The organism is Paenibacillus xylanilyticus (genome assembly GCF_009664365.1).
Lineage (GTDB): Bacteria > Bacillota > Bacilli > Paenibacillales > Paenibacillaceae > Paenibacillus > Paenibacillus xylanilyticus_A.
In genome coordinates this window covers 2,813,747-2,836,420 of record NZ_CP044310.1, presented here as the reverse complement: position 1 = coordinate 2,836,420, position 22,674 = coordinate 2,813,747, and the positions used below count along the sequence as shown (strand labels likewise).

The window sequence follows — 22,674 nt, the reverse complement described above, 5'->3', positions numbered from 1 at the left end:
TCCGTTCCTTGCGTTAAAAGGTCAAAGTGAGATTCGGCATGCCTTCATTCAGGCTGAACCGTTTCTAATTAGGGTGGTACCACGGCTTCTTCGTCCCTTGCGGATGAAGGGCTTTTTTTGTTTTTCAATAAAATGAATTCATATCCAACGTAACGGAGGAGTGGTTGTAAATGGACGAGAACAACACCTTGGAACAATTACGAAGTCGATTGAATGAGATTAATCATGATCTGCTTCACTTATTATCCGAGCGGGCGCAAATCACACAGGAAATCGGTCAGATCAAGGAAAAACAGGGCGTTCCCAAGTTTGACCCCGTTCGTGAGAAAGAAATGCTGGAAGAATTGACGGCAGCCAATCCTGGGCCTTTCCATGATGATGCCATCAAGCTGCTGTTCAAGCAGATCTTTCAGGCTTCCCTGCATTTGCAGGTCGACGAACACAAAAAACAGCTTCTCGTTAGCCGTAAAAACCAGCAGGAGGATACGATCGTCTCCATTGGCGACATTCAGGTTGGCGCGGGCAAACCAATCATGATTGCCGGACCTTGTTCCGTCGAGAGTTACGAGCAAGTCCGGGAGGTTGCCAAGGCCTTGAAAGAAGCCGGGATTTCGGTGATGCGCGGCGGTGCGTTTAAACCACGTACCTCCCCATATGATTTTCAGGGATTAGGGATTGAAGGGCTGAAAATTCTGAAGGAAGTGGCTGACGAGTTCGGTCTCCAAACGATCAGTGAGATTGTGCATCCAGCCCATATCGAGCTGGCAGCGGATTACATCGATGTGATCCAGATCGGTGCCCGAAACATGCAAAACTTTGAGTTGCTCAAAGCAGCGGGCGACGCTCGCATTCCGATCTTACTTAAACGAGGGTTGGCAGCAACCATTGATGAATTCGTGCATGCTGCGGAATATGTCGTGTCCCGTGGTAATAAACAAGTCATGCTGATTGAACGAGGGATTCGCACTTATGAAAAAGCTACACGCAATACCCTTGATATCTCTGCCGTGCCTATTCTAAAACAGGAAACCCATCTTCCCGTTCTGGTGGATGTAACCCACTCTACCGGACGCAAAGATATTCTGGCTCCATGCGCCAAGGCTGCTCTGGCGGCAGGTGCCGACGGTGTTATGGTGGAAGTGCATCCGAATCCAGCGGTCGCACTATCTGATAGTGCGCAGCAGCTGAACATCGAACAATTCCATCAGTTTCTCTCCTCTGTGAGACAATCCGGTTTATTAAAGGATTAATGATCACGGAAGAAAATGAACAGAATTTTTCAAAGTAAATAAAAGCAAAAAGCCTGAAGGAGCTGCCTATTCATTAAATATGAATGAGCATTCCTCAGGCTTCTATCTTATTCTAACCATTTTTCATACCTCTATGATAATAGGCAGGATCATCGGTCTTCGTTTGGTCTGGGCATAAATGTAATGTCCGATCTCGTCCTTAAGCTTTCTTTTGATGACATTCCATTGGTTCACTCCGGCTCCGGTCAATTCTTCCATTCTGGACAGTACCAGGCCGTGAATCTCCTTCATAAATTCCTCCGAGTCTTTCACAAACACAAATCCTCTGGAAATGATCTCTGGAGACGTGACCATTTGCTTCTCCGTTTTGCTAAGAGTCGTCACAATGACAAGCATACCGTCTGAAGATAGCTGTCTGCGATCCCGAAGCACAATATTACCTACATCCCCCATAATCAAGCCGTCAACCAGACTGTTGCCCGAAGCGATTTTGGGACCCGGTGATGCTACGCCATCCTTGTACTGAATCATGTCACCATTATTAACGATGAATACGTGATCCGGGTCTATGCCAACCGATTCAGCCAGTAATCTGTGCTGGTACAGCATGCGGAATTCGCCGTGGATGGGCACCAGATAATCCGGCTTCATCAGTGTCAGCATCAGCTTCAGCTCTTCCTGACTGCCATGTCCCGACACATGCATGCCCCCGGACCCGCTCGAACCATATAACACTCTTGCTCCCAGTACATACAGGTTATCAATAACGTGGGCTAAATTGCGTTCGTTGCCCGGAATTGCTCCTGCCGCAATAATGACAGTGTCACCTGCTGCCACTCTAACATGAGGGTGCTTACCTGTTGCGAGCCGTGACAGCGCAGCCATAGGTTCACCTTGGCTTCCCGTACAGAGAATAACGACTTGTTCAGGAGGAAACTGATCTACATCGATCGCTTCAATCAGCAAGCCATCAGGAACATCAAGGTATCCCAGTTCACTGGCAACCGACACAACGTTAACCATGCTTCTGCCCAGCAAGGCCAGTTTGCGACCGGTCTCAAAGGTGGCATTCACAATTTGCTGCACCCGGCTGACATTGGAAGCGAAGGTGGAGATAAATATTTTTTGCCTCGCTCGAATAAATGCATCCAGAATGCGATCACCTACAACTCGCTCCGAGGGTGTAAATCCAGGCCGTTCAGCATTCGTACTTTCGGACAGCAGCAGATGAACCCCCTGTTTACCAATCTCAGCCATTCGATATAGATCAGGATAAGGACCATTCACAGGTGACATATCGAACTTGAAATCGCCGGTATGTACCACATTTCCACCAGGTGTACGGAAGAAAACGCCCAGGCAGTCCGGGATGCTGTGGCTCGTTGCAAAAAAGGAAACGTCGATTTCCCCCAGCTTTACAGTGGAATGAGCATCGATGGTATGAAGATCTGCCGTCCGCAGCATGTTATGCTCTTTCAGTTTCAGTTCAATCAACCCTCGGGTTAGCCTGGATGCATATACGGGGATATTCATTTGTTTCAGAAAATAGGGTATGCCCCCAATGTGATCTTCGTGTCCATGAGTAACCACAAGGGCTCTCACCTGATCCAGATTCTCCAGCAAGTAAGAAACGTCCGGAATAATCAGATCGATGCCCGGCAAGGTCTCATCCGGAAATTTGGAACCACAATCGATGACGATAATATCCTTGTTGTACTGAATAATATACATGTTCTTACCAATTTCGTTTACGCCGCCAAGAGCAGCGACATACAACTTATTGTGGGCTAGATTCAATTTAGAGCATCCTCCTTTTCGCTTTGCTGCAGTAGCTGGGCTATTCTATATGCCTGTTTATGTATTTGTAGTATGTTGTTTCTCGGTTCACTTATGCATCTTGAATGTTGCACGCCAAAAAGCCCGCAATGGAACGCTGGCTCCACGGCGGGCTTTGATCTGTTTAGGATGAAATAAGCAATACAAAATTCCTTTATAAGAACAAGTTAAACAAGCGATTTACCACGCTGCAGCAAAACATTTTCTTCATAGGTTTTGATCTCGGAGATCCATTTCTCGCGAACTGGCACTCCCTGCTGTGCACAATAATAATCCCAGATGGCACCAAATGGATAGGATTTGAATTCTTCAGTCAGCGCCAACCGTACCGTATAATCACCTTGCAGTTCAGCGGCTTTAAGTGCATCCACCGGTTCCAGCATGGCGCGCAGCAAAGCCTTGATCGTGTTGCGTGTACCGACAACCCAGGCAGCTACGCGATTGATGCTGGCATCAAAGAAATCGAGGCCCACATGCGTCGTTGACAGCAGGTCGTGACGAACAAGCTCCCGTGCGATTTCCAACAGCTCATCGTCCATAATGACGACATGGTCACTATCCCAACGCATTGGACGGCTCACATGCAGCAGAATGCCACTAGTAAACAGCGCAAGGGAAGACAGCTTGTTGGAGATGACCTCCGTGGGATGGAAGTGGCCTGCGTCCAGGCAGATCAGGGTATCATTTTGCAATCCGTATCCCATATAGAATTCGTGTGATCCAACCACGTACGCTTCCGAACCAAGGCCGAACAGTTTACTCTCAACCGCGTCCAGATTATGCTTCGGATCAAGCTTCTCTGCAAATACTTCATCCAACGAATCCTTAAGACGTTTGCGTGGTGTCATGCGATCAACCGGATTATCCTTGAACCCGTCCGGAACCCAAACGTTTGTTACGCATGTCTGGCCCAATTGCTCGCCAAAATAAGCACCGATGCGCCGAGACGCCTTGCAGTGATCAATCCAGAACTGGCGAATCTCCGGATCAGGATGACTCAGTGTGAATCCGTCGCTAGATTTCTCATGGGAAAAGCACGTCGGGTTAAAATCGAGACCCAGCCCCTGCTCCTTGGCCCATTGCACCCATTTCTCATAATGCTTGGGCTCGATCTGGTCCAGCTCCACTTTTTCATCCGTATCGGTATAGATTGCATGCAGATTAACCTTATGCTTGCCTGGAATTAGCGAAAAGGCTTGTTCCAGATCTGCCCGAAGTTCTGCAGGAGTGGTTGCTGCTCCCGGATATTGACCTGTAACGGAGATGCCTCCCGTCAACTCTCCATCCTGGTTCAAAAAGCCTTTCACATCATCACCTTGCCAGCAATGCACAGATACCTTAATCTCTGCAAGCTTCTCCAATACCTCATCCGTATCAATTCCATGCTGGGTATATAACAATTTGGCTGCTTCATACGCTTGCTTGACTTGGTTATCCATTCGCAGAAACCCTCCTCTTAACGTGTAAATGCTGCAGGTACACCGCCATCGATGGTCATCATGCATCCGGTTGTTTTCTCGGATTTGGAAGAAGCAAAGAAGGCAATACCTTCCGCAATATCTTTTGGATAAATATTCACGAGCAGTGTCGTACGCTTGCGATAGTACTCTTCCAGCTGATCGGGCTCAATCCCATACGCTGCCGCACGTTCGTTTCTCCAGGAACCATTCCAGATCGCAGACCCTTGCAGAATCGCGTCAGGGAGTATCGTATTGACACGAATACCATATTCGCCGCCTTCAGCTGCAATACAGCGTGCAAGGTGAGCTTCAAGCGCTTTTGCCGAGCTGTAAGCCGATGCACTTTTACCGGCATAGACCGAGTTTTTGGACCCGATGAAGACCATACTGCCGCCAATTCCCTGCTGTTTCATCAGCTTGAACGCTTCTCGGGCAACGAGGAAATATCCGGTACCCAGCACATTCATGTTGAGGTTCCATTCCTTCAGGGAGGTTTCGTCAAATGGACTCGATGTGGCAAGACCCGCATTGTTAACGATAATGTCCACACCGCCATATTGCACAGCCACTTCAGCGTACGCCGATTGTACGGCTTGCTCATCCGTTACATCCATTTTTAGTGCATATGCGCGATTCGCACCATATTGGTCATTGATTTCCTGGGCTACTTTTTGAGCGCCTTCCAGGTTCAGGTCTGCCAGAACGACGTGTGCCCCCTCGGATACCAGCCTGCGTGCAGTCTCGCTGCCAATTCCGCCGGCCCCCCCTGTAATAAACGCCACTTTCCGGGAAAATTCGGTTTCAGCCGGTGCAAGGGACAATTTATACAATTCAAGCGGCCAGTATTCTACATTGTAGGACTCATTTGCACTTAGCGATACGAATTTACCCAGGCTCGTCGCGCCCCGCATAACGGCAATCGCACGGTGATACAGTGCTCCGCTTACTTGGGATAATGCCCAGCTCTTGCCTGTGTTGATCATACCCACACCGGGGATGAGAATAACGCGAGGGGCTGCTTCGAACATGACATCGCCTTCGTTTTTGTTGCTTTCAAAATACTGTTTGTACTGCTCTTTATATGCAGCTACGCCTTCGGTCAGCTTCGTTTTCAGACCATCAATATCCTCAGCATCCGGCGTCCAGTCGATGAATAACGGAACGACTTTGGTATGTACCAAATGATCCGGGCAAGCAGCTCCCACCTGTGACAGCTCTGGTGAATTGGCTCCACCGACAAAAGCAAGTACATCATCCTGATCGTCATAGGACAGAATCATTTTTTTGCTATCCGATACGGCACCGCGAAGCGTTGGCATGATTTTGGCTACAATCTCACGCCGTACTTCCGCAGCAAGTGCCGGATGTTTAACGCCACCAAACAAACTACCTTCATCCACACGAGCTTCAATGAACGCTTCCGCCTCATTGATAATCTTGATTGTTTGGGCGTAACATTCCTCGGATGTCTCTCCCCAAGTGACGAGTCCGTGCTTCTCCATCAGAACCAGTTCCGCATTCGGATTCGCGAATACGCTTTCAGCAATCATCTTGGATAACGTAAATCCTGGGCGAACATACGGGACCCACACAAACCGATCTCCATAAATCTCTCTCGCCAACTCTTTCCCGTTATCGGCACAACATAGACTGATAATCGCATCCGGATGCGTGTGGTCCACATGGTTGTATGGAAGAAAGGCATGCAGCAAGGTCTCGATCGAGGCACGCGGGTGCTTGGAATCGATCATGCAATGACCCAAATATTCAACCATCTCTTCATCCGTCATCGATTCACGTTCAATCAGGGGACGAATGTCTTCCAGAGCCAGGCCTGTAAAATGCTTCGCTTGCATCGAGCCCAGATCGGAGCCGCTTCCTTTCACGTACATGACTTCTACATCACGTCCACGAAAATCCTTCACTGTTGTTTTGGTAGACGTATTTCCACCATAAATGTTGCATACACTCCGGTCTGCACCAATCAGATTGGATCGGTAAACCAGCTGCTCAAGTCCCGTCGTTTGCTCAGATGCCTGTGAAGAATTCCATAAACTCTGTACCATTCATTTCCCTCCGATAATGTTTGTTTTATTCCTAATCAGAGTTTAACATCTTTGTTTTGTTTTGAAAACAAAAGATTTTAAATATAAACGGAAATAATCAAAAGATCAAACTCCCTGCTAATGCGTTGAATTAAAAGACACCCTGACGATGCCGTCAGAGTGTCAAGAATGCAGAGAAAAACCAATAGAGTTTCAACATGCCTTTTAAAATTCAACCATCCTTACCCAGCAATATCATTGATACAAATAGGTATTGATTTTAGAAGATTCCCGCTTTTTGGGACGTATTTTTAATTCCGTAAGTATCATTGACCACCGTATTACCATAGCTCGTCAAGCTGCCGTTAGGTCCTGTTGCCAAATCAAGATAGTTTAGTCCAGAGCTATTACCGTACCAAGACCATGCAAGCCATCCTACCCCTTTTTCCTGACCATATTTCATGATGGCATATTCATCGACATCTCCATTCGTGTGATAGCCTCCGAATTCCCCAATGATTAACGCCAGCCCCTTGTTCAGCACATTTTCCATATTGGATTTGACGGTGGCCGCATCCTTGCCTGCATACTCATACATGTGAATGGAGAACACTGTATTTTTCTGTGAATCCGCGGCAAATACGCTTTGTCCGTAATCGACGATCGATTGAGGATACTGACCCCAGCCTGCTGCATCTACAATCAAGGTATTTTTAATACCCGCATCTCTTAATTTCGGAATAGCTTTTTTGTACCCATCTGCCCAGGCGCTTCCGTTCCATGTTCCGTACCACTCGTTTGCAATGTTTACAATAACCCGATCTTCCTTCCCGATCAGTGCTTCCTTGATGCTGATCCAGTAGTTGACCGCTGCATCCAACGAATTGTAGTCATCTTTGCCAGTGGCATCATGTACTTCAAGCACAGCAATCATCTTGTTTGCATTGACGACATTAATGATGTTTTTTACGGAATTCAGATCATCTTTGGTGTATTGTGTACCGTTTGACAAAACAATTCGTACCGTATTGGCACCCGTTTTTGCGATCGCAGGGATAGCCGTGTTTAGATCATTTTTGAACCAAGAGTGCCCATGATTGATCCCCCTCATGTAAAATGGTTTACCCGTAGAATCGTACAATTTGCCCCCATTCACATAAAAACCTGTTGCTGCTGCGGCTTTGGGAGCCGCGCTCCCCAAAATGACAAACATCAGTGCTGCAATGACTGTTAAGATTGTACCCTTTTGCAACTTGGCCATGGCATATAACCTCCTGAGTTTTTTATATTTCAATTAACCCTGCACAAGGCAACAGGCTAACTAAAATCAAATTCATCAACTAATTAAGTGAGTTATATAAACAAACAATTTTAAATATTATGTTTATGATTTACTTTATCGTTTAAGTTATGAGATTATCATAAAATGAAAACGCTTACTAGTCAACTCATTCTTAACTCTTTTTGGAAAAAAAGAAACGCCCGTCCAATGATAAAAAATCGGACAGGCATTTCTTATAATCCATTACACAATTATTTTCGCCTTGCAAAATCAACAAATTTGAATTTGTCCGGACGGTGCCGGGATTCCGTAAACTGAAAAGGACTCGCATCCTCCAGATAGACCTGGCTTCGTACAACGACCACATTATGGAAGCCTTCCAGATCCATCAATCTTCGATCTTCTTCGGTAGGCTCTTCCACCAAGATCTCTTTCTTGGCAAAAGAAATGGACAAACCGAGCTGATCCTCCATGTACTCATAAATGGAATCATTGCATATCTCTTTGGTTAATCCCGGAACAAGACGTTGACTGACATAGTCTTTGTCCAGAATGACACGTTCACCATCCACATTTCTTACGCGCACGATTTTCCAGACCTGCTCGCCCAACCCAAATTGAACGGTTTTAAACAAGGCCTGATCTACCTTCAGTTCCTCTAATTCCTCAACATGCGTTCTGGCCCGCTGTCCCATTTTCTTGGCCAGTTCCTTGAAGCTGACCAGTCCCGAAATGGGAAAATCAATCATGCGGATATCCAGTACAATGGACCCCTTGCCTTGAATTTTTTGAATGTAACCTTCTTCATACAGCATTTTCAGTGCTTTGCGTATCGTCTCTCTGGACGTCTGATAGCTTTCGGACAAATCAAGCTCCGATGGCAGAAGCGAACCAGCCTCGATCTCTCCATTCCGAATATGAGCTGCGATATCTTCGTAGATTCGGATAAACTTGTTATTCATCATTCATCACCATAGTTCATTACCCTTTTTATCATATTAGCAACCTATTATAGCATTATTGGCAGGGTTAATACACTTGGTGGTTCGACCAGCCCGGCTGATAAATAAAAGTTTACAAGGAGTGACTCAGAAACCACTTGTACAGGTCCGGATTGCTGTATGCTTCATCCCAGGCATTATGGTTCCCTTCCGGATAGACAGTTAGCTTCACGTTTGCCTCGATCGCTTCAAGGGCATCCACAATTCCTTGCGATTCCGAGAGAGGAACAACATCGTCCATGGCACCGTGAAATGCCCAGATCGGCACATCCCGCAAGGCTTCTGCTCTGGATGGATCGATTCCCCCGCACACGGGGGCTACGGCAGCAAACACATGAGGATAGTCGATGGGCAGATGCCACGCCCCGTAACCGCCCATGCTTAATCCGGTAAGATATACTCTCTTCGGATCTGCAGGGTAGTTCTCCAGCACATGTTCAACAATGGCATGCAGAGCTTCCTTTTCCATGGCCCAGAATTCATCCTCCGGACATTGAGGCGATATGACGATAAAAGGAAAGCTATGATCCTGATCTACAATGTTCGGGAGTCCGTTTGCTTTCACCTTATTCAAATCACTGCCACGTTCGCCTGATCCGTGAAGAAACAGAATAACAGGCCACTTCTTATCTGCTGGCTGGTCTTCCGTAACCGGAATGTGCAGCAAGTAGTCCAATGTCAATGTTTTGGTTATTTCCTTGACGATTCGATGCCCCGTCTGGGTCATAACTGTCCCCTCACTTCTATTCTTTAATCTTTTTCAACGCTTCGTCCAGAGCTCCAACCACCTTGTCACACCAAGCATCAAATTCAGGATCTTCGGTTTGCAGCTCTGGATGATCCAGCATATAATGGATCGTTTTCCGTATTCCCTGATCCGCTCTCGTTGTTGCTACAAATTCAGGTACAAGCCTCTTCAGTTTGCTATTGTCAAATACGACCGTGTTGGCCTTATCTCCAAGCAAACCGCCGCGAAGGTCCTGATCACTGCATGCAGCCAAAAATTCCGAAGGGACATGAACCGCATTCAGCTTGACTCCAAGTACTCCTGCGATAATTTCATAGATCTGGTTCCACGTCACGGACTCGTCCGAGGTAATATGTACAGACTCACCAATGGCATGGATATTCCCCATCAGACCGATAAAACCTTTGGCAAAATCACTATTATGCGTAATCGTCCATAGCGACGTGCCGTCACCGTGAATGATTACGGGTTTGCCTTCACGAATCCGCTTGAGAACCTGCCAGCTTCCTTTGGCACCATGCACGCCCAGAGGCACTGACAGGTCACCATACGTATGGCTTGGACGTACAATCGTCACCGGAAAACCATGCTCCCGGTACTGCTTCATCAAATAGTCCTCACAAGCGATCTTATTGCGTGAATACTCCCAGTAGGGATTGGATAATGGTGTACCTTCCGTAATGCGATAGTCGGCAAGTGGTGTCTGATAGGCTGATGCCGAGCTTATGAATATGAATTGTTTGGTTTTGTCTTTAAATAAACGATAATCTCGTTCGAGCTGTGACGGGACAAAAGCTATAAAGTCTGCAACAACATCAAATTCAAGATCCGCAATGAGTTCTGCAACCCGTACTTCATCGTTGATGTCGGCCTGAAGCACATTGACTTCCGCGGGCAGATCATCATTACGATTGCCGCGATTGATCAAATAAAGCTCACAACCCTGACTGGCGAGCTGCTGCGTAATTGCTGTACTGATTGTACCCGTGCCTCCAATAAATAGCGCTTTCATATTAGGCCACCTCCAGATGAAATGTCTCACAAGTCCATGATAGCACGCATGCAAAAGAGGAGCAAAGCCAGCTTGTCACTGACTCTGCTCCTCACGTTTAAACGACCTTAATTGTTCCGTAGATCATGTACATGCCGCAGTGAATTTCATATTCTCCAGGCTGCAAATTTTCATCAACGGTGTAGTAGTTGTCTCCTTTTTGCATGTACAAATCCATTCCCAGAGCTTGTGAACCAACCGATTTCACATGGGTGACTGACCGGGTAAGAATAAAATTAATTTTAGTGGGAACTCCCGCTTTAACTTCAATCACCCCAGGTTCGAATCCGTCATTACTCACATTCACATCAATGACTTCATATCCTTCCAATTCTTCAGGCGTCTTCGCTTGTGCTGTTACTGAACTTCCTGCACCGGGAGACATGTCCTTGCCCATGAAGTAAACCAAAAATGATCCGAGTAATACAATAACAGCAAGGCCAAGCGTAAGCCACGGCCACATTTTCTTAATTGAGCTATTCATATCCGCATGCCTCTTTTCCTGAAATAAAAGTACAGCCTATATCATACCTTAACACGCTGCAGAAGAAAATGGCTCCTATGGGCCATGTCAGATCATACTTAGCAAGGGAGGGCTGAATATCCAACTGAAAACTTCGTTTTAATTAGAAAAAGCCTGATTTCTCAGGCTTCTCTACTAGTTTATATCTATATCCATGATAACTCTAGCGCATCCCCGGTGTACTGGGGTTCGTTAAGAGGAATACTGTGGAGCACTTCGACTCCGTTTCAGCCTCAGCTTATATAACTCTGGCAGTGCAACGCCGATCAAAACGATAATGACGCCAAACCACTGCAGTCCACTTACATGCTCATGAAGTACAATGGAAGATAACAACACCGCAACCGGAAGCTCTACTGCACCCAGAATGCCTGCCATATCGCCCCCAATATGAGGAACCCCAATGGCGAACAACACTGGCGGAATGAAAGCACCGAAGAAACCGAGCAGTAATCCGAACACAAGCAGTTGGCTCCAGATCAATCCGTTAAACAGGAAGGTCGGCGGGAACAGAATGCAGAGCAGAATCAAACCGCCGGTAACCATCCACGCGCTGCGAAAAGCAGGATGAGCTGACGGAACGGCTTTGCCGCTAAACAGTACAAACAGGGAATAACTCACTGCCGCCAACAGTCCGAGTGCAATACCCAGGCCGTTAAACTCGCTCAGTCCCTGCTCCAGGAACCCTGCTGCAAGCAGTGTACCTCCGAACAGGATAATCAGAGTTAGGAAGGTTACTTTGTCTGGACGTTGGCGTTTACTTACCGCCTGAATCAACACGCTAATCCAGGTAAACTGAAACAAGAGAATAATGGCGAGTGATGCGGGAATGTAACGTAATGACTGATAGTATACCAAACCGGTTATAACTGTTGGCGTTCCGGCAGCCATTAACAGCAGACGCTGCTTCCATGTCAGTCGCGTAAACACACTCGTCGCTGTCCCAGATGTTTTGCTAGTTTGTGATCTGCGTTTTGTTTTAAATTTCGTATATAGTACAAGCAACCAGGACAGGATGAACCCCGTGATCAGCTGTGAACCAACAACCTCTCCGAGTTGGTATCCCTCACCGTATGCCAGCACAACTATAGTGGACAAGATGCCATAGCTCATCGCTCCAGCGAGAACCGACAAATAGTACTTCATTATGAATAAACCTCCTGATGATCGATAATACGTCCGCATGTCTAATCCATGCCAAGGTCACAACCTGCCATCCAAACGCAAAAAATCCTAACTTCGAGCAAGGAATACATGAAATTCCTGGCATCGTAGTTAGGAAGTATAGGCTTCCCGTAGAGACCCTCGCCCTGTGTACACTTTTGGCCTGCGAGGTTATACGAAATGAAGTATGCTTTTGTGATTGTGATGTTACGTATGTGACGACTTTTCATATATTACATGGCAGGTAAGATGTTGTCAACCCCATCATTCCATCGAAAATGAAATTGGACAGCTAGGGTATCAAACGATATCATCCACGGCGTCATCTCATTCAGGAGATTCCCAAGCCAGCGTTTGTTCCAAACCCTCCTGTAAACCTTGCAGATCCAAGCCGTCCACGGCAAAAGCTTCCCTGATCAATGCCGGGGCCACAAATTCATCATATTTGCCTAGATACGGGGCCTCGTCTTCCGCCAGCAGTCCTGAAGCATCCTCAACGGTCCGGCATTCGCTCATTATCTCTGCCAGAAGTGTTCGTGCATCCACTTTTCCAGAGACGACAAAATAATAAGGCTCCATGGGCACGACCGAACGCAGCGCAAATCGATCGGACAGATTATGCTTCATCAATCGTTCCAGTGTTCGAAACGATTTGCTTCCCACCCAAGGGAGAACGTACAGGGAATCACCGCCAGCCGGAATAACCACCTGCTTCAGCAATCCACTTTCCCTTGCCAACCGGCGTGCACGCTCCAAGCGATTCACCGCTTGTGGAGACAGATAAGGATAGATCACGGAATCCGACAGAACCTCACGCATTTTCTGAATGACCAGCGTATGAATGTCACCCCCCGCTCCAAGCCACAGGGTGTCTACTTTGCCTTTGGCCGCCTTCACATATACGGCTTTGTGTTTATGATCCACTTCTTCTACTTTCCACAGCTTTCCTGCAAGGGAAAAGCAATACCCAGGCGGTGGAACTGTCGTAATCGAACCGATTTCCTCTGAACCATTCAGCACCTTGTGTTCCTCATCGTCTTTGAAAACCGCGTAAAATCGATAATTATTCACCGTTTTCTCGCCAGTGAGCCCAATGATTAAGGTCTGTTCTTCCGTCCACTGCAGATGATCGGTTTCAATCAGATAATTTAAGAACGTCTGGTACTGGTCGGCCCGGATCTGACTGAACGGTGCAAGAGACAGAACGGCATACGCGAGCTCGCGTGGCTCTGCCTCCCCCATGCTTTTCAGCATGCTCATCGTCTGATGGTAGAGAACGCCCATTGGCATTTTGCGAGCCTCAAGCGGTTCGACCCATTTGGTCTTCACATACAGCTCTATGACAGCAATGGCACGAAGCAGCGTCCATGGCATTCGAGCTGGAAGCTGCGCTTCTTCATCCTCTTCTTCCGGACAAACGAATAACATTTCCGAAGCCATGTCATCCCGTCTTCCTGACCTTCCGAGACGCTGGACAAAACTCGAAGCGCTGTAAGGGGCACCGAGCTGCACTACCCGTTCCAATTCACCAAGGTCAATCCCCAGTTCCAATGTTACCGTAGCCGCAGCTACGGCCGGACCCACCCCGGTCCGCAGGGCTGCCTCCGTCTCTTCGCGAAGCATGGCTGATATGCTTCCGTGATGTACATGAAATACATCCCTTTCTTCCCGCCGTGCAGCGACTCTTCTCATTTCAAGGATGGTCACTTCGGCATCCGTTCGGCTGTTGGTGAAGATTAGCGCCTTTTTGCGATGAGTGCTCTCATAGATGAAATCGTAATAGGCTTTGCGTGCGTTGTGCAGATGTTCGGCCTGCTCCTCATCCCGGGCATCCGGAAAAGAGAAATGCTCCACCCGCAGGCGCAGCTTGCGGCCGCCTGGAGAAGACACGACATCTACCCCTTCCTGTGTTCCTGCTGCGAGCCATGAAGTTGCGGCCTCATAATCACTCAGCGTTGCAGATAATCCAACTCTGCGGGGTCTGCAGCCAGCCATCCGCTCAATCCGGGCCAGTTCACTCAGTACCTGAATTCCCCGATCTGCTCCCATAAATGCATGGACCTCATCAATAATAACGTACCGCAAATCATGAAACAGCGCTGGTATGGCATTGGGACGGTTCATGAGCAAACCCTCGAGCGATTCCGGAGTAATCTGGAGCACGCCGGACGGATTACGCACCAATCGTGTTTTTTCTGCTTGAGGAACATCCCCGTGCCAGTGCCACACCGGTATGTTGCCCTCAGATAGCAGATCCTTCAGCCGCTCGAATTGATCATTGATCAGTGCCTTTAACGGCCCGATGTACAGAATACCCACCGATTTGGAAGGACGTTCATACAACTCCGTCAGTGCAGGAAAAAAGGCTGCTTCCGTCTTGCCTGAAGCTGTTCCTGCCGCAATCAGCATATGATGCGGGGTATCGAAGCAGATATGACAAGCCTCAATCTGTGCAGGGCGGAGCGAATCCCATCTTTTTTTATAAATAAATTCCTGGACAAAAGGCGCCAGTCTGTAAAAAGGATTATCGCTCATAATTCAAATTCCGCCAGAAAATCGTCCATCTCATCCGGAGCAGAAGATGCTGCCGTTCCTTTACCGCCATCCTGTGGCGCGTCTGCCCGCTCACCAAGCAATTGGGCATAGGTCACTTCCGGATTATGGTGGAGCGTATGCAGTACATCCATAAAATCACGCACTACTTCACGGGTGGTTAACAGCTCGTCCGCCCCGAGACGGTTCACCGCCGTTTGCATGAAATCAACCAGATCTTCATCCGTCAAGCTGGCCTGGTAACCAAAATGAAGGGCATGAATCTGACGCAGCTTCTGCAGCAGGATGAGAATCTCTTCATGAGATAACATCGCCAGCTTCAGAATAGGTCCTGTGTAATTCGCATATTCTCTCGCTGCATACCGACCATCGATCAGTCTGGAACGAAGCGCCTCATAACTGAACAATCCACGTCTCTCATCCTCTACAAATTGCGGCGTACCGCCAACAAAGATGCCGAGGTGCTCCGCCTTGCCCTGCATCGTGTCATTAAACATGGTCAGCAATTTCTCATAATTGCTTTGCCGAGAGATGCTATTTGTGATTTTGTACAGATTCACCGCTTCATCAATAAAGAGCAGCAACCCTTTATAACCTATTCGTGCCGTAAACTCCGACCATAATTTGAAATAATCATACCAGTTGTCATCATCAATGATCACGCCGACAGCAAGTTCCTTCTTGGCTTCCGTCTTGGTGGCATACTCCCCTCTGAGCCAGCGAAGCGCAGCCTGTTTGCGATCATCATCTCCCAGCTTGTATCCGTTCCAGTACGAAGCAAGAACTTTGGCAAAATCAAAGCCGTGCACCAGGTTCTGCATTTCGTTCGTGACGGCGTAAATCTGCTTCTCCACCTCTGACGGCAGGGCAGGATCATCAGGTCGCAAACCCTGATTCTGCATCGTTTGCTGCTGCAGGGCAGCAATCCACTTCTGCAGGATCGGTTCAAGTGCTCCGCCATCCGGACGTGTGCGCGTGGACAGACGGGTCATCAGTTCTCTGTACGTTGAGAGTCCTTGACCTTTGGTGCCTACCAATCTTCGCTCTGGGGACAGATCTGCGTCTGCTACAACGAACTCCCGGTCCATCGCATAGTTACGAATCATTTGTAAAAGAAAGCTTTTCCCGCTGCCGTACCTACCTGTAATCAGTTTAAATGCAGCTCCGCCTTCGGCAATGTTATCCAAATCACGCAATATTGCATCCACTTCAGGCTTGCGGCCGACGGCAATCTGCTCCAGTCCAATTCGCGGCACAACACCCGCTGTCAATGAATTCACCAGCGCGGTGGTCAGCCGTTTCGGTATTTTTAGCTCTGTCACTGTCCTCTCACCTCTTCACATGTTCAATTACATTCATATATTCAGTAACAATCCGGTCACTGTCGATCAGCAGGTCACCAATCGTTTCCATGGCCAGATCATTAATTTCATCAAGCAGAAGTGCAGGCATTGTTCCATATTGCTCAGCCACAAGATTCAGTTCAGTATCCGGGTCCTCGCCGAGCAGAGCATGAATGGCCAGCACATGCTGAGGAGCAAGCTGGTCCGCCAAGTGCAGCCACTCTTCATCCACATCCCCGGCAATCGCTTCCTCCCACTGCAAACGGACTGGTGCATTATTCGTTGCGATGGCTTCGGAACGTTCAGCTACCGCCCCATCAGCCTCTCGTTCGAGAGAGTGATCCTTTTTCAGTTCAGTCATAAATTTCACAGTTTCGCTGGCTTCTCCCTCAACCTCTACCTGATGTTCGAAGGAAGCCGCTTCCTGTACCTGCTCCACGTCTTCCTCAATCGTTAAAGCCTGGCGGACATATTCACTCTCCTGCTGTAATGATGTCAGTTTCTCCGCATCAATTCGAATGATTGGTTTCACGGCAGCTTCTGCTTGTTTAGCGGCATAGGCCTTGTCCAAATAACGTTCGATCAAGCCTGCGAGTTCAGGTTCCAGAGTCTTTCCGCGCAATCGGCCTCTGAAACCGAGCAGTTCCCGGCACTTGTTTTCGGTACATCGAAAAATGCGTGTAACCAACTGAACGAAATCCGAATTTTCTCCAACCGGAACATAGGATAAGGGAACCGTTTTCCCATAAAGGGTATCGTCATATACCGCTTTGCGAAAGAGCACCCGCTCCGTTGTTCTTGGCTTATCCTGTATAAACTGGTCCGCGATCCCCGCCTGACGTGTTCGCCGCAGATAGGAATCGACGAGCGCCATAACCTTGGGAATAAGCTCTTCCAGAACTTCCTGGCCGCCATCCCTATAAAATTTGCTGAGCGAGATGTCATAGTCATAATATCGCCGCAGCAGATTCAACGAAACGTCGGAGATTTGATTCTGCAAAATCCGCTGCATCTCCATATCCTGTATCTCAGCGGTAAGGTATCCGCCTGAAATGTCCAGTATCTCGGACAACGGTAAATCCAGTTGATGAACCAACGTGTAATCCACGAGCCATTCCTGCATATACGTGTCCAGCTGTGGATTCTGAACACGGTAATGTATCCATAACTGTTTCAGTTGATCGTAGCCCGCTTGAGGATCACTCCACCCTACTCCGTTAATCAATTCATACGTATGAACGAATACGTAGGACAGATCTGTATCCAAGAAACGTCCTTGCCTTACTTCCGACCTCCAGTATAAGTACCACTCGCGCTGGGACTCGTTCATGACACCATAAGTCGGCCAGTAGCTCATGAACGGAACAAACGGAGCAGGATCTCCCTCCACCTCTTCAAGCTGCCGCGCCTCTTCCACGAATCGCTTCTCCGAAGACAATATGCTGCCGCCAGCACGGCTTGAATGAAATTGCCTGTGGGGGAGGGTTGAACGTTCAGGCACCGGAACAGCCGAAGCTTCTGGTTCTTCGGTCAGATCGATCTCCATAAATTCCAACTGTCTTGAATGGTCTTTCATTGAAACTGTTTCACCATCCTCGATAATTCATAATACGAACAAGTGTATCCATATGCCTCATTATAGCACTTGTCCTGTGACAATGGCGAAGAGAATGCATTTTTCAATAAAAAGAAAAAATGGCGTTCAAACTGGTCTCCAGTTCAAACGCCACCTTATCATTCTTTCTCAGCCAGCCTTGATAAAATGAATTGTTGATTCGTTATGAATATCAGACCATGGTGATCCGATTTTTCCCTTCATTCTTCGATTGAAGCAAAGCCTGCGTTGCCTTTTCAATTAAACCGGACACGGCCAGACTCACTTCAGGCACCATAACAGCACCGCCCACACTGACGGTAACGACTTCATTCGGGCTGGACGGGTCCCGCTGAATTTGAAGAGCAAGCACATGCTGCCTGATCTCTTCTGCAAGCTGGTCAGCCTGTTCTGACGTTGTACCCTTGAGTTTCAGCATGAAAGTTCCTCCGCGCAGGCGGGAGATCAGTGCTTCATTCTGCTCACTAACGACAGCCAGCACTTCGCCTATCCATTGCAGGCAGAGGTCTCCGCCCTGAAGACCGTAGGTAGCGTTGTAGGATCGGAAATCGTCGATATCAATAATCAGCAGTCCCAGACTGCATTTTTCCTGCAAACACGCATCCCAATCTTCCTGAAGCTGCGATTTAAATATGGATTGAATCGGCATCTCCGTTAATGGATCTGTATTAAGATAGTTTTGCAGCTGATTGGTTGTCTCCGTATAACCTTCCTGCTCGTGGTTGGATACTCCACTGTTGAGAACGACCATGACCGAAGGTTTGCCTGCGTGCGTCACCGAAGCAAGTGTAACTTCCAGGAGCAGGGAAGCTCCTGCAGCTGTTGTGAAGTAGGACTGATTCGTGTACAAACGTGTATCCTCTAATTGGAGCTCTTCCAAATGCTGCTGCAAGACGGATCTTGCATTATCAGGCACGAATTGGCTGAAGTCCATGCCGTTCAGAGGCTTCGAGTTTTCATACCCCAGCAGTTCTGCCGCCCGGTTGTTGCAATATATAATTTTGCCATCCGTCAACGTAAAGAATGCTACAGGTGAGAACTCCATCAGCTGCAAATAGCGTTGTTCATTTTGCCGCAAAATTCGTGCGTTTTGCAGTGCCTGCTCTTCGGCCTGAACCAGCTGATTTTCCGTTTGACGACGCACAATGCTTTTGAGCAGAGGCAGCACACTCAGCTCTTTGATTGTCCAAGGATAGGAAGTGGATTGTACAACCTCTCGCCACTTCTCAAACGATTTACGCGGAGAGAGACGCACTCCGTCATCGGTTTTAAGTACAGCTTTGGCCGGGTCCCCTGCCCAATCGACAAGCTGAATCACCTCAGGCCTGAACCAGATCATATAATGATGCTGCCCGGGTGAGATCGCTACATAGATTACGCCAGACACTTTCTCCTTGTAGGCTAACGCAGCTCCGTACTCCAAACTCAGCTTGGATGTATGGTAACTATAGTCCTCTGATTTACCCGCAAGCCAAGCGGCAAGCTCACGCACTTGTTCACGTGTCGGTGTATCCCCATACAACATTAATTTGTCCTGGTAGCAGATGGCCGCCCCGGAAGCACTCATAATACCAAGTAACGTTTGCTCTTCACTCTGAAGCTCTTCCATAATTCTGGCCGGGCTGGTATTCCCGATAAATATGCTCGATATCCGGGAAGCAGCTTCCCGCGACCTGATCTCTGCCTGATATTCGTCCAGCTGTTGACGCTGGAACAATTCGCTGGAGAAAAACGCACCGAGGAAGTTGCATAAGTTCCGTACACGATGAGGTACATATCTGGCTGAATAATGATGGCATGTAATGAGGCCCCACAGTTGATTGTCATGGATCAGAGAGATCGTTACTGTCGCTCCAACGCCCATGTTCTGTAAATATTCAATATGCAGTGGCGATACACTGCGCAGGACCGAAAGACTTAGATTAAGAGGTTTACCCGTTAAGGGCTGCAATGTAGGGATGATCTCTACAGGTTTGTAATTGACATTAACGATGGTACGCAGCCAGTTCCGCAAATACAATTCACGTGCCTGTTTAGGAATATCCGAAGCCGGATAATGATGTCCGAGAAATGGTTCCAGCTGTTCCTCACGCGCTTCGGCAATGACCTTTCCGTTCCATTGCTCGTCAAATTCATAAATCATGACCCGGTCATAACCAAGCATTTCCTTCACTTGCTCCGCTGCAATCTGACTGGCCTCAATTCGGCTGTCCGTGCTCTTGATCCTTCCGAAAAAGCGTGAGATCCACTCAAAATCATTGCCTTCCATCGTTCTGCTCTCATTGGAAGGCTCCATCTCCAGTATGAGCAACCCTTCGCTCTCATGGATCACCGACGTGAACATCTGATCATGTCCAGCGATGTTGATTGTAATATCCATATATTGCAGATCTGAGGTAACTGAAGCACTGAAGCTGCGTGCGAGAATCTGGTGAAGACTCTCTCTGCCAATCAGATTTTCGAGAGGCAGACCGAGCACTTTATCGGTTTCAAGGCCGAGCAGCTCTTCTGTATTCTGACTGCATTGTACAATGGTAGGGACACTCTGGGTATTCACAGCCAGTAGTACACCATGAGGCTGAATGAAGCCGGGAATATGAATCGGTTCTTTATCACAATTGTTGAGATCTATCGGATCATTGGTGTACGTACCTTGATGAAGCAGCGTACGGTTCAGCAGATTATTATCTTTCCTCGACTTCGATTCGGCCATGGACTGAAAAAACCCCTCTCATATATTTCAATATATACCAACGTTAAAAGGTTCTTTCATTGCAAGTATTTGCTAATTACATTCTAAGTTTATATATCTCATTTGGTATTAATCCATTGGTCAAGCAGCCGGAAAGTTTCCGAGGCCGTATGAACCATTTCATTTTGATCTTCCTCGCTCTTAGCGAATTGAACCAGCTGCGCCATGAATTCAGCCCATCTTGTTCTGGTTTCCGAGCCATAAGCATTGAAATATTCAAGTCCATGGCCCGCTTCAATCGGCAAAAACTGAGAGAGACGTTTGGTTATGATCTGCCCTCCGTTAGTAGACCCTTCAATGACGTAAAGATACCCGAACAATCGTGCAGGCGAAGAAATATCCGGCAATTCCTCACATCTTGGCAGCTGCTTGATCTCTTCATCACTAGAACCTAAATTACGCAGGTCGTTTTCGAGCAAAATGGCTTTGCCCCGGATCCCGTAATCAAGCCCTGTATTCGCCCAAAACGGCTGCTGAAGAGCATGTTCTTCCAACGGTTTTAAAAAACCGTAAAATTTCGCTAAGTATTCCTTATACTCTTCTAAGCTCACGGTTTGATTCATAATAGCCTTCGCATAGTCGTTCTGTTCCACTTGTCTGTGATAATGCGCTGTCTCACTCTTCAGACGTTCCATAATGGTACTGGCTGTCATGTAATCACACCTTTCTCTACTTCCTTTATCATAATTAAAACCAAACAAGAATCACATGTTCAGTGCAGGTTGTAATGGATGCCTTTCTTAATCCAGATAAAGATTCTATGTTAGTATACTTTTTCTCGCAGAAGAAAACTACTTGTACCCAGAACCGTTACGTTTAGAGCGTTTTATAGGGTTGTTAATGTACGTTCCCTCTCGTATGTATAGTCCATTCTCCTTAAATTACGAGGTAAATAGACCCCACCATCACGTTTGCATGAAGCCAGCAATAACGTAAACCCGCTATTAACATTGTTAATCTAGCAGTGTAACTAACGTGCTATTTAGCACAGTAAGTCTACAATGGTTAATGCTGGCATTTCATCGAAATGATACACTGAGGATATATTCTGTCATTGGAGGTATCGTATTCATGGAGGTACGTGTTCAAGAAATTATCGATCATTTGACTGCTCAAGTTGAATTGCAGGATAACACCGTGGATCAGTTAATTAGCGGATCGATGGATCAGCTCGTCACGGGTGTCGTTGTTGCATTCATGCCCACTCAGCAGGTCATTGAACGTGCAGTACAACAGGGAGCCAACCTGATCATTGCCCACGAGCCCCCCTTCTATAACCACCATAGTCATACGGATTGGCTAACCGAAGATCCTGTCTATCAGACCAAGCGTAACCTCATTGATGAAGCCGGAATTGCCATTTATCGCTGTCATGATTCCATTCACCAAGTTCAACCCGACGGCATCACCGAAGGTTTAGTTCAAGCATTAGGATGGACATCCTTCCTTGAGCAAAGAAAGCCGGAAGCAGATGTTCTTTCCTTTGATCCAGGTATGACGGTTCAGCAAATTGCAGAACATATCAAACATACCCTTCAGATTGAATATGTGCGCGTTGCCGGTAACTTGGAGATGACTTGTCAGCGTGCAGCTGTGTTGGTCGGTTTTCGCGGTAATGGGAATCTAACGATCCCCCTGCTGCATAACGAACGATTGAACCTGATTATTGCAGGAGAGGGCTTCGAATGGGAAACACCGGAATACATACGTGATGCTGTACAACTAGGCAGGCAGCAGGCTCTTATCATGATCGGTCATGCCGAAAGTGAGTCTTCCGGGATGAAACTCCTTGCCAAGAGGCTGGATCAAGCCTATCCTGAATTAACTGTAACCTTTGTTGGAGAACAGCCTATATATAACGTGCTTTAATTGATTTTGACTTGATCGCCGCCCTCTGCGAAGAGGGTTTCTTTTTATTTTCCTGCAAAAGATCCTTAGCTGCTGTCTGACTGATTGAGTTTAGATTGTACGATTTCTACTTTGCTCACATGTGGATTTTTATGCACCAATGTTGTACGCTGATGGCTATGGTTTTGGAGTTCAGGACATTT

At 47.4% G+C, this 22,674-nt stretch carries 16 protein-coding genes; 2 read left to right on the top strand and 14 right to left on the bottom strand.

Translation table 11 applies throughout. From position 1 onward, the window contains the following. The first annotated feature begins 170 nt into the window (after positions 1-170). Positions 171-1,250: a bifunctional 3-deoxy-7-phosphoheptulonate synthase/chorismate mutase gene (locus tag F4V51_RS12800; RefSeq protein WP_153978245.1), complete on the top strand. Its 1,080-nt coding sequence runs from the start codon at positions 171-173 to the stop codon at positions 1,248-1,250. Between the two features lie 123 nt (positions 1,251-1,373). Here the strand turns inward: F4V51_RS12800 and F4V51_RS12795 are convergent, their stop codons facing one another. The 14 genes from F4V51_RS12795 to F4V51_RS12730 all read right to left on the bottom strand — a co-directional run bounded on the left by F4V51_RS12795 (position 1,374) and on the right by F4V51_RS12730 (position 21,276). Further along, entirely contained in the window at positions 1,374-3,047 is a 1,674-nt protein-coding gene (locus F4V51_RS12795; protein WP_153978244.1) for a ribonuclease J, read from the bottom strand. 206 nt (positions 3,048-3,253) lie between these two features. Then, the gene (gene rhaA, locus F4V51_RS12790; protein WP_153978243.1) at positions 3,254-4,525 is read right to left on the bottom strand and encodes an L-rhamnose isomerase; all 1,272 of its coding nucleotides are present in this window, start codon (positions 4,523-4,525) and stop codon (positions 3,254-3,256) included. Positions 4,526-4,542: 17 nt separating this feature from the next. Next, positions 4,543-6,612, bottom strand: coding sequence for a bifunctional aldolase/short-chain dehydrogenase (locus tag F4V51_RS12785; RefSeq protein WP_153978242.1), 2,070 nt, complete (start codon positions 6,610-6,612; stop codon positions 4,543-4,545). A 259-nt stretch (positions 6,613-6,871) separates the two neighbouring features. Further along, positions 6,872-7,852: a glycoside hydrolase family 5 protein gene (locus F4V51_RS12780; protein WP_095358362.1), complete on the bottom strand. Its 981-nt coding sequence runs from the start codon at positions 7,850-7,852 to the stop codon at positions 6,872-6,874. Positions 7,853-8,124: 272 nt separating this feature from the next. Then, the gene (treR, locus tag F4V51_RS12775) at positions 8,125-8,835 is read right to left on the bottom strand and encodes a trehalose operon repressor (protein ID WP_153980681.1); all 711 of its coding nucleotides are present in this window, start codon (positions 8,833-8,835) and stop codon (positions 8,125-8,127) included. A 112-nt stretch (positions 8,836-8,947) separates the two neighbouring features. Then, on the bottom strand, positions 8,948-9,601 hold the full coding sequence (locus tag F4V51_RS12770) for a carboxylesterase family protein (RefSeq protein WP_153978241.1): 654 nt from the start codon (positions 9,599-9,601) through the stop codon (positions 8,948-8,950). A 16-nt stretch (positions 9,602-9,617) separates the two neighbouring features. Continuing rightward, positions 9,618-10,634, bottom strand: coding sequence for an SDR family oxidoreductase (locus tag F4V51_RS12765; protein WP_153978240.1), 1,017 nt, complete (start codon positions 10,632-10,634; stop codon positions 9,618-9,620). A 97-nt stretch (positions 10,635-10,731) separates the two neighbouring features. Then, on the bottom strand, positions 10,732-11,157 hold the full coding sequence (locus F4V51_RS12760) for a cupredoxin domain-containing protein (protein ID WP_153978239.1): 426 nt from the start codon (positions 11,155-11,157) through the stop codon (positions 10,732-10,734). 231 nt (positions 11,158-11,388) lie between these two features. Next, a complete protein-coding gene (locus F4V51_RS12755) occupies positions 11,389-12,342 on the bottom strand; it encodes an EamA family transporter (protein WP_153978238.1) in 954 nt (317 codons plus the stop codon). Positions 12,343-12,687: 345 nt separating this feature from the next. After that, positions 12,688-14,895, bottom strand: a complete 2,208-nt coding sequence (locus tag F4V51_RS12750; protein ID WP_153978237.1) for a DEAD/DEAH box helicase — start codon at positions 14,893-14,895, stop codon at positions 12,688-12,690. Continuing rightward, on the bottom strand, positions 14,892-16,235 hold the full coding sequence (locus tag F4V51_RS12745) for an ATP-binding protein (protein ID WP_153978236.1): 1,344 nt from the start codon (positions 16,233-16,235) through the stop codon (positions 14,892-14,894). Before F4V51_RS12745 ends, F4V51_RS12750 begins: the two co-directional genes overlap by 4 nt. Positions 16,236-16,242: 7 nt before the next feature. Continuing rightward, the gene (locus F4V51_RS12740) at positions 16,243-17,832 is read right to left on the bottom strand and encodes a TerB N-terminal domain-containing protein (RefSeq protein WP_153978235.1); all 1,590 of its coding nucleotides are present in this window, start codon (positions 17,830-17,832) and stop codon (positions 16,243-16,245) included. A 211-nt stretch (positions 17,833-18,043) separates the two neighbouring features. Further along, positions 18,044-20,584: a diguanylate cyclase domain-containing protein gene (locus tag F4V51_RS12735; protein ID WP_153978234.1), complete on the bottom strand. Its 2,541-nt coding sequence runs from the start codon at positions 20,582-20,584 to the stop codon at positions 18,044-18,046. A 98-nt stretch (positions 20,585-20,682) separates the two neighbouring features. Beyond that, positions 20,683-21,276, bottom strand: a complete 594-nt coding sequence (locus tag F4V51_RS12730) for a biliverdin-producing heme oxygenase (RefSeq protein WP_153978233.1) — start codon at positions 21,274-21,276, stop codon at positions 20,683-20,685. 418 nt (positions 21,277-21,694) lie between these two features. Between F4V51_RS12730 and F4V51_RS12725 the strand changes: the two genes are divergently transcribed. Continuing rightward, on the top strand, positions 21,695-22,492 hold the full coding sequence (locus tag F4V51_RS12725; protein ID WP_153978232.1) for a Nif3-like dinuclear metal center hexameric protein: 798 nt from the start codon (positions 21,695-21,697) through the stop codon (positions 22,490-22,492). Positions 22,493-22,674: the final 182 nt, after the last annotated feature.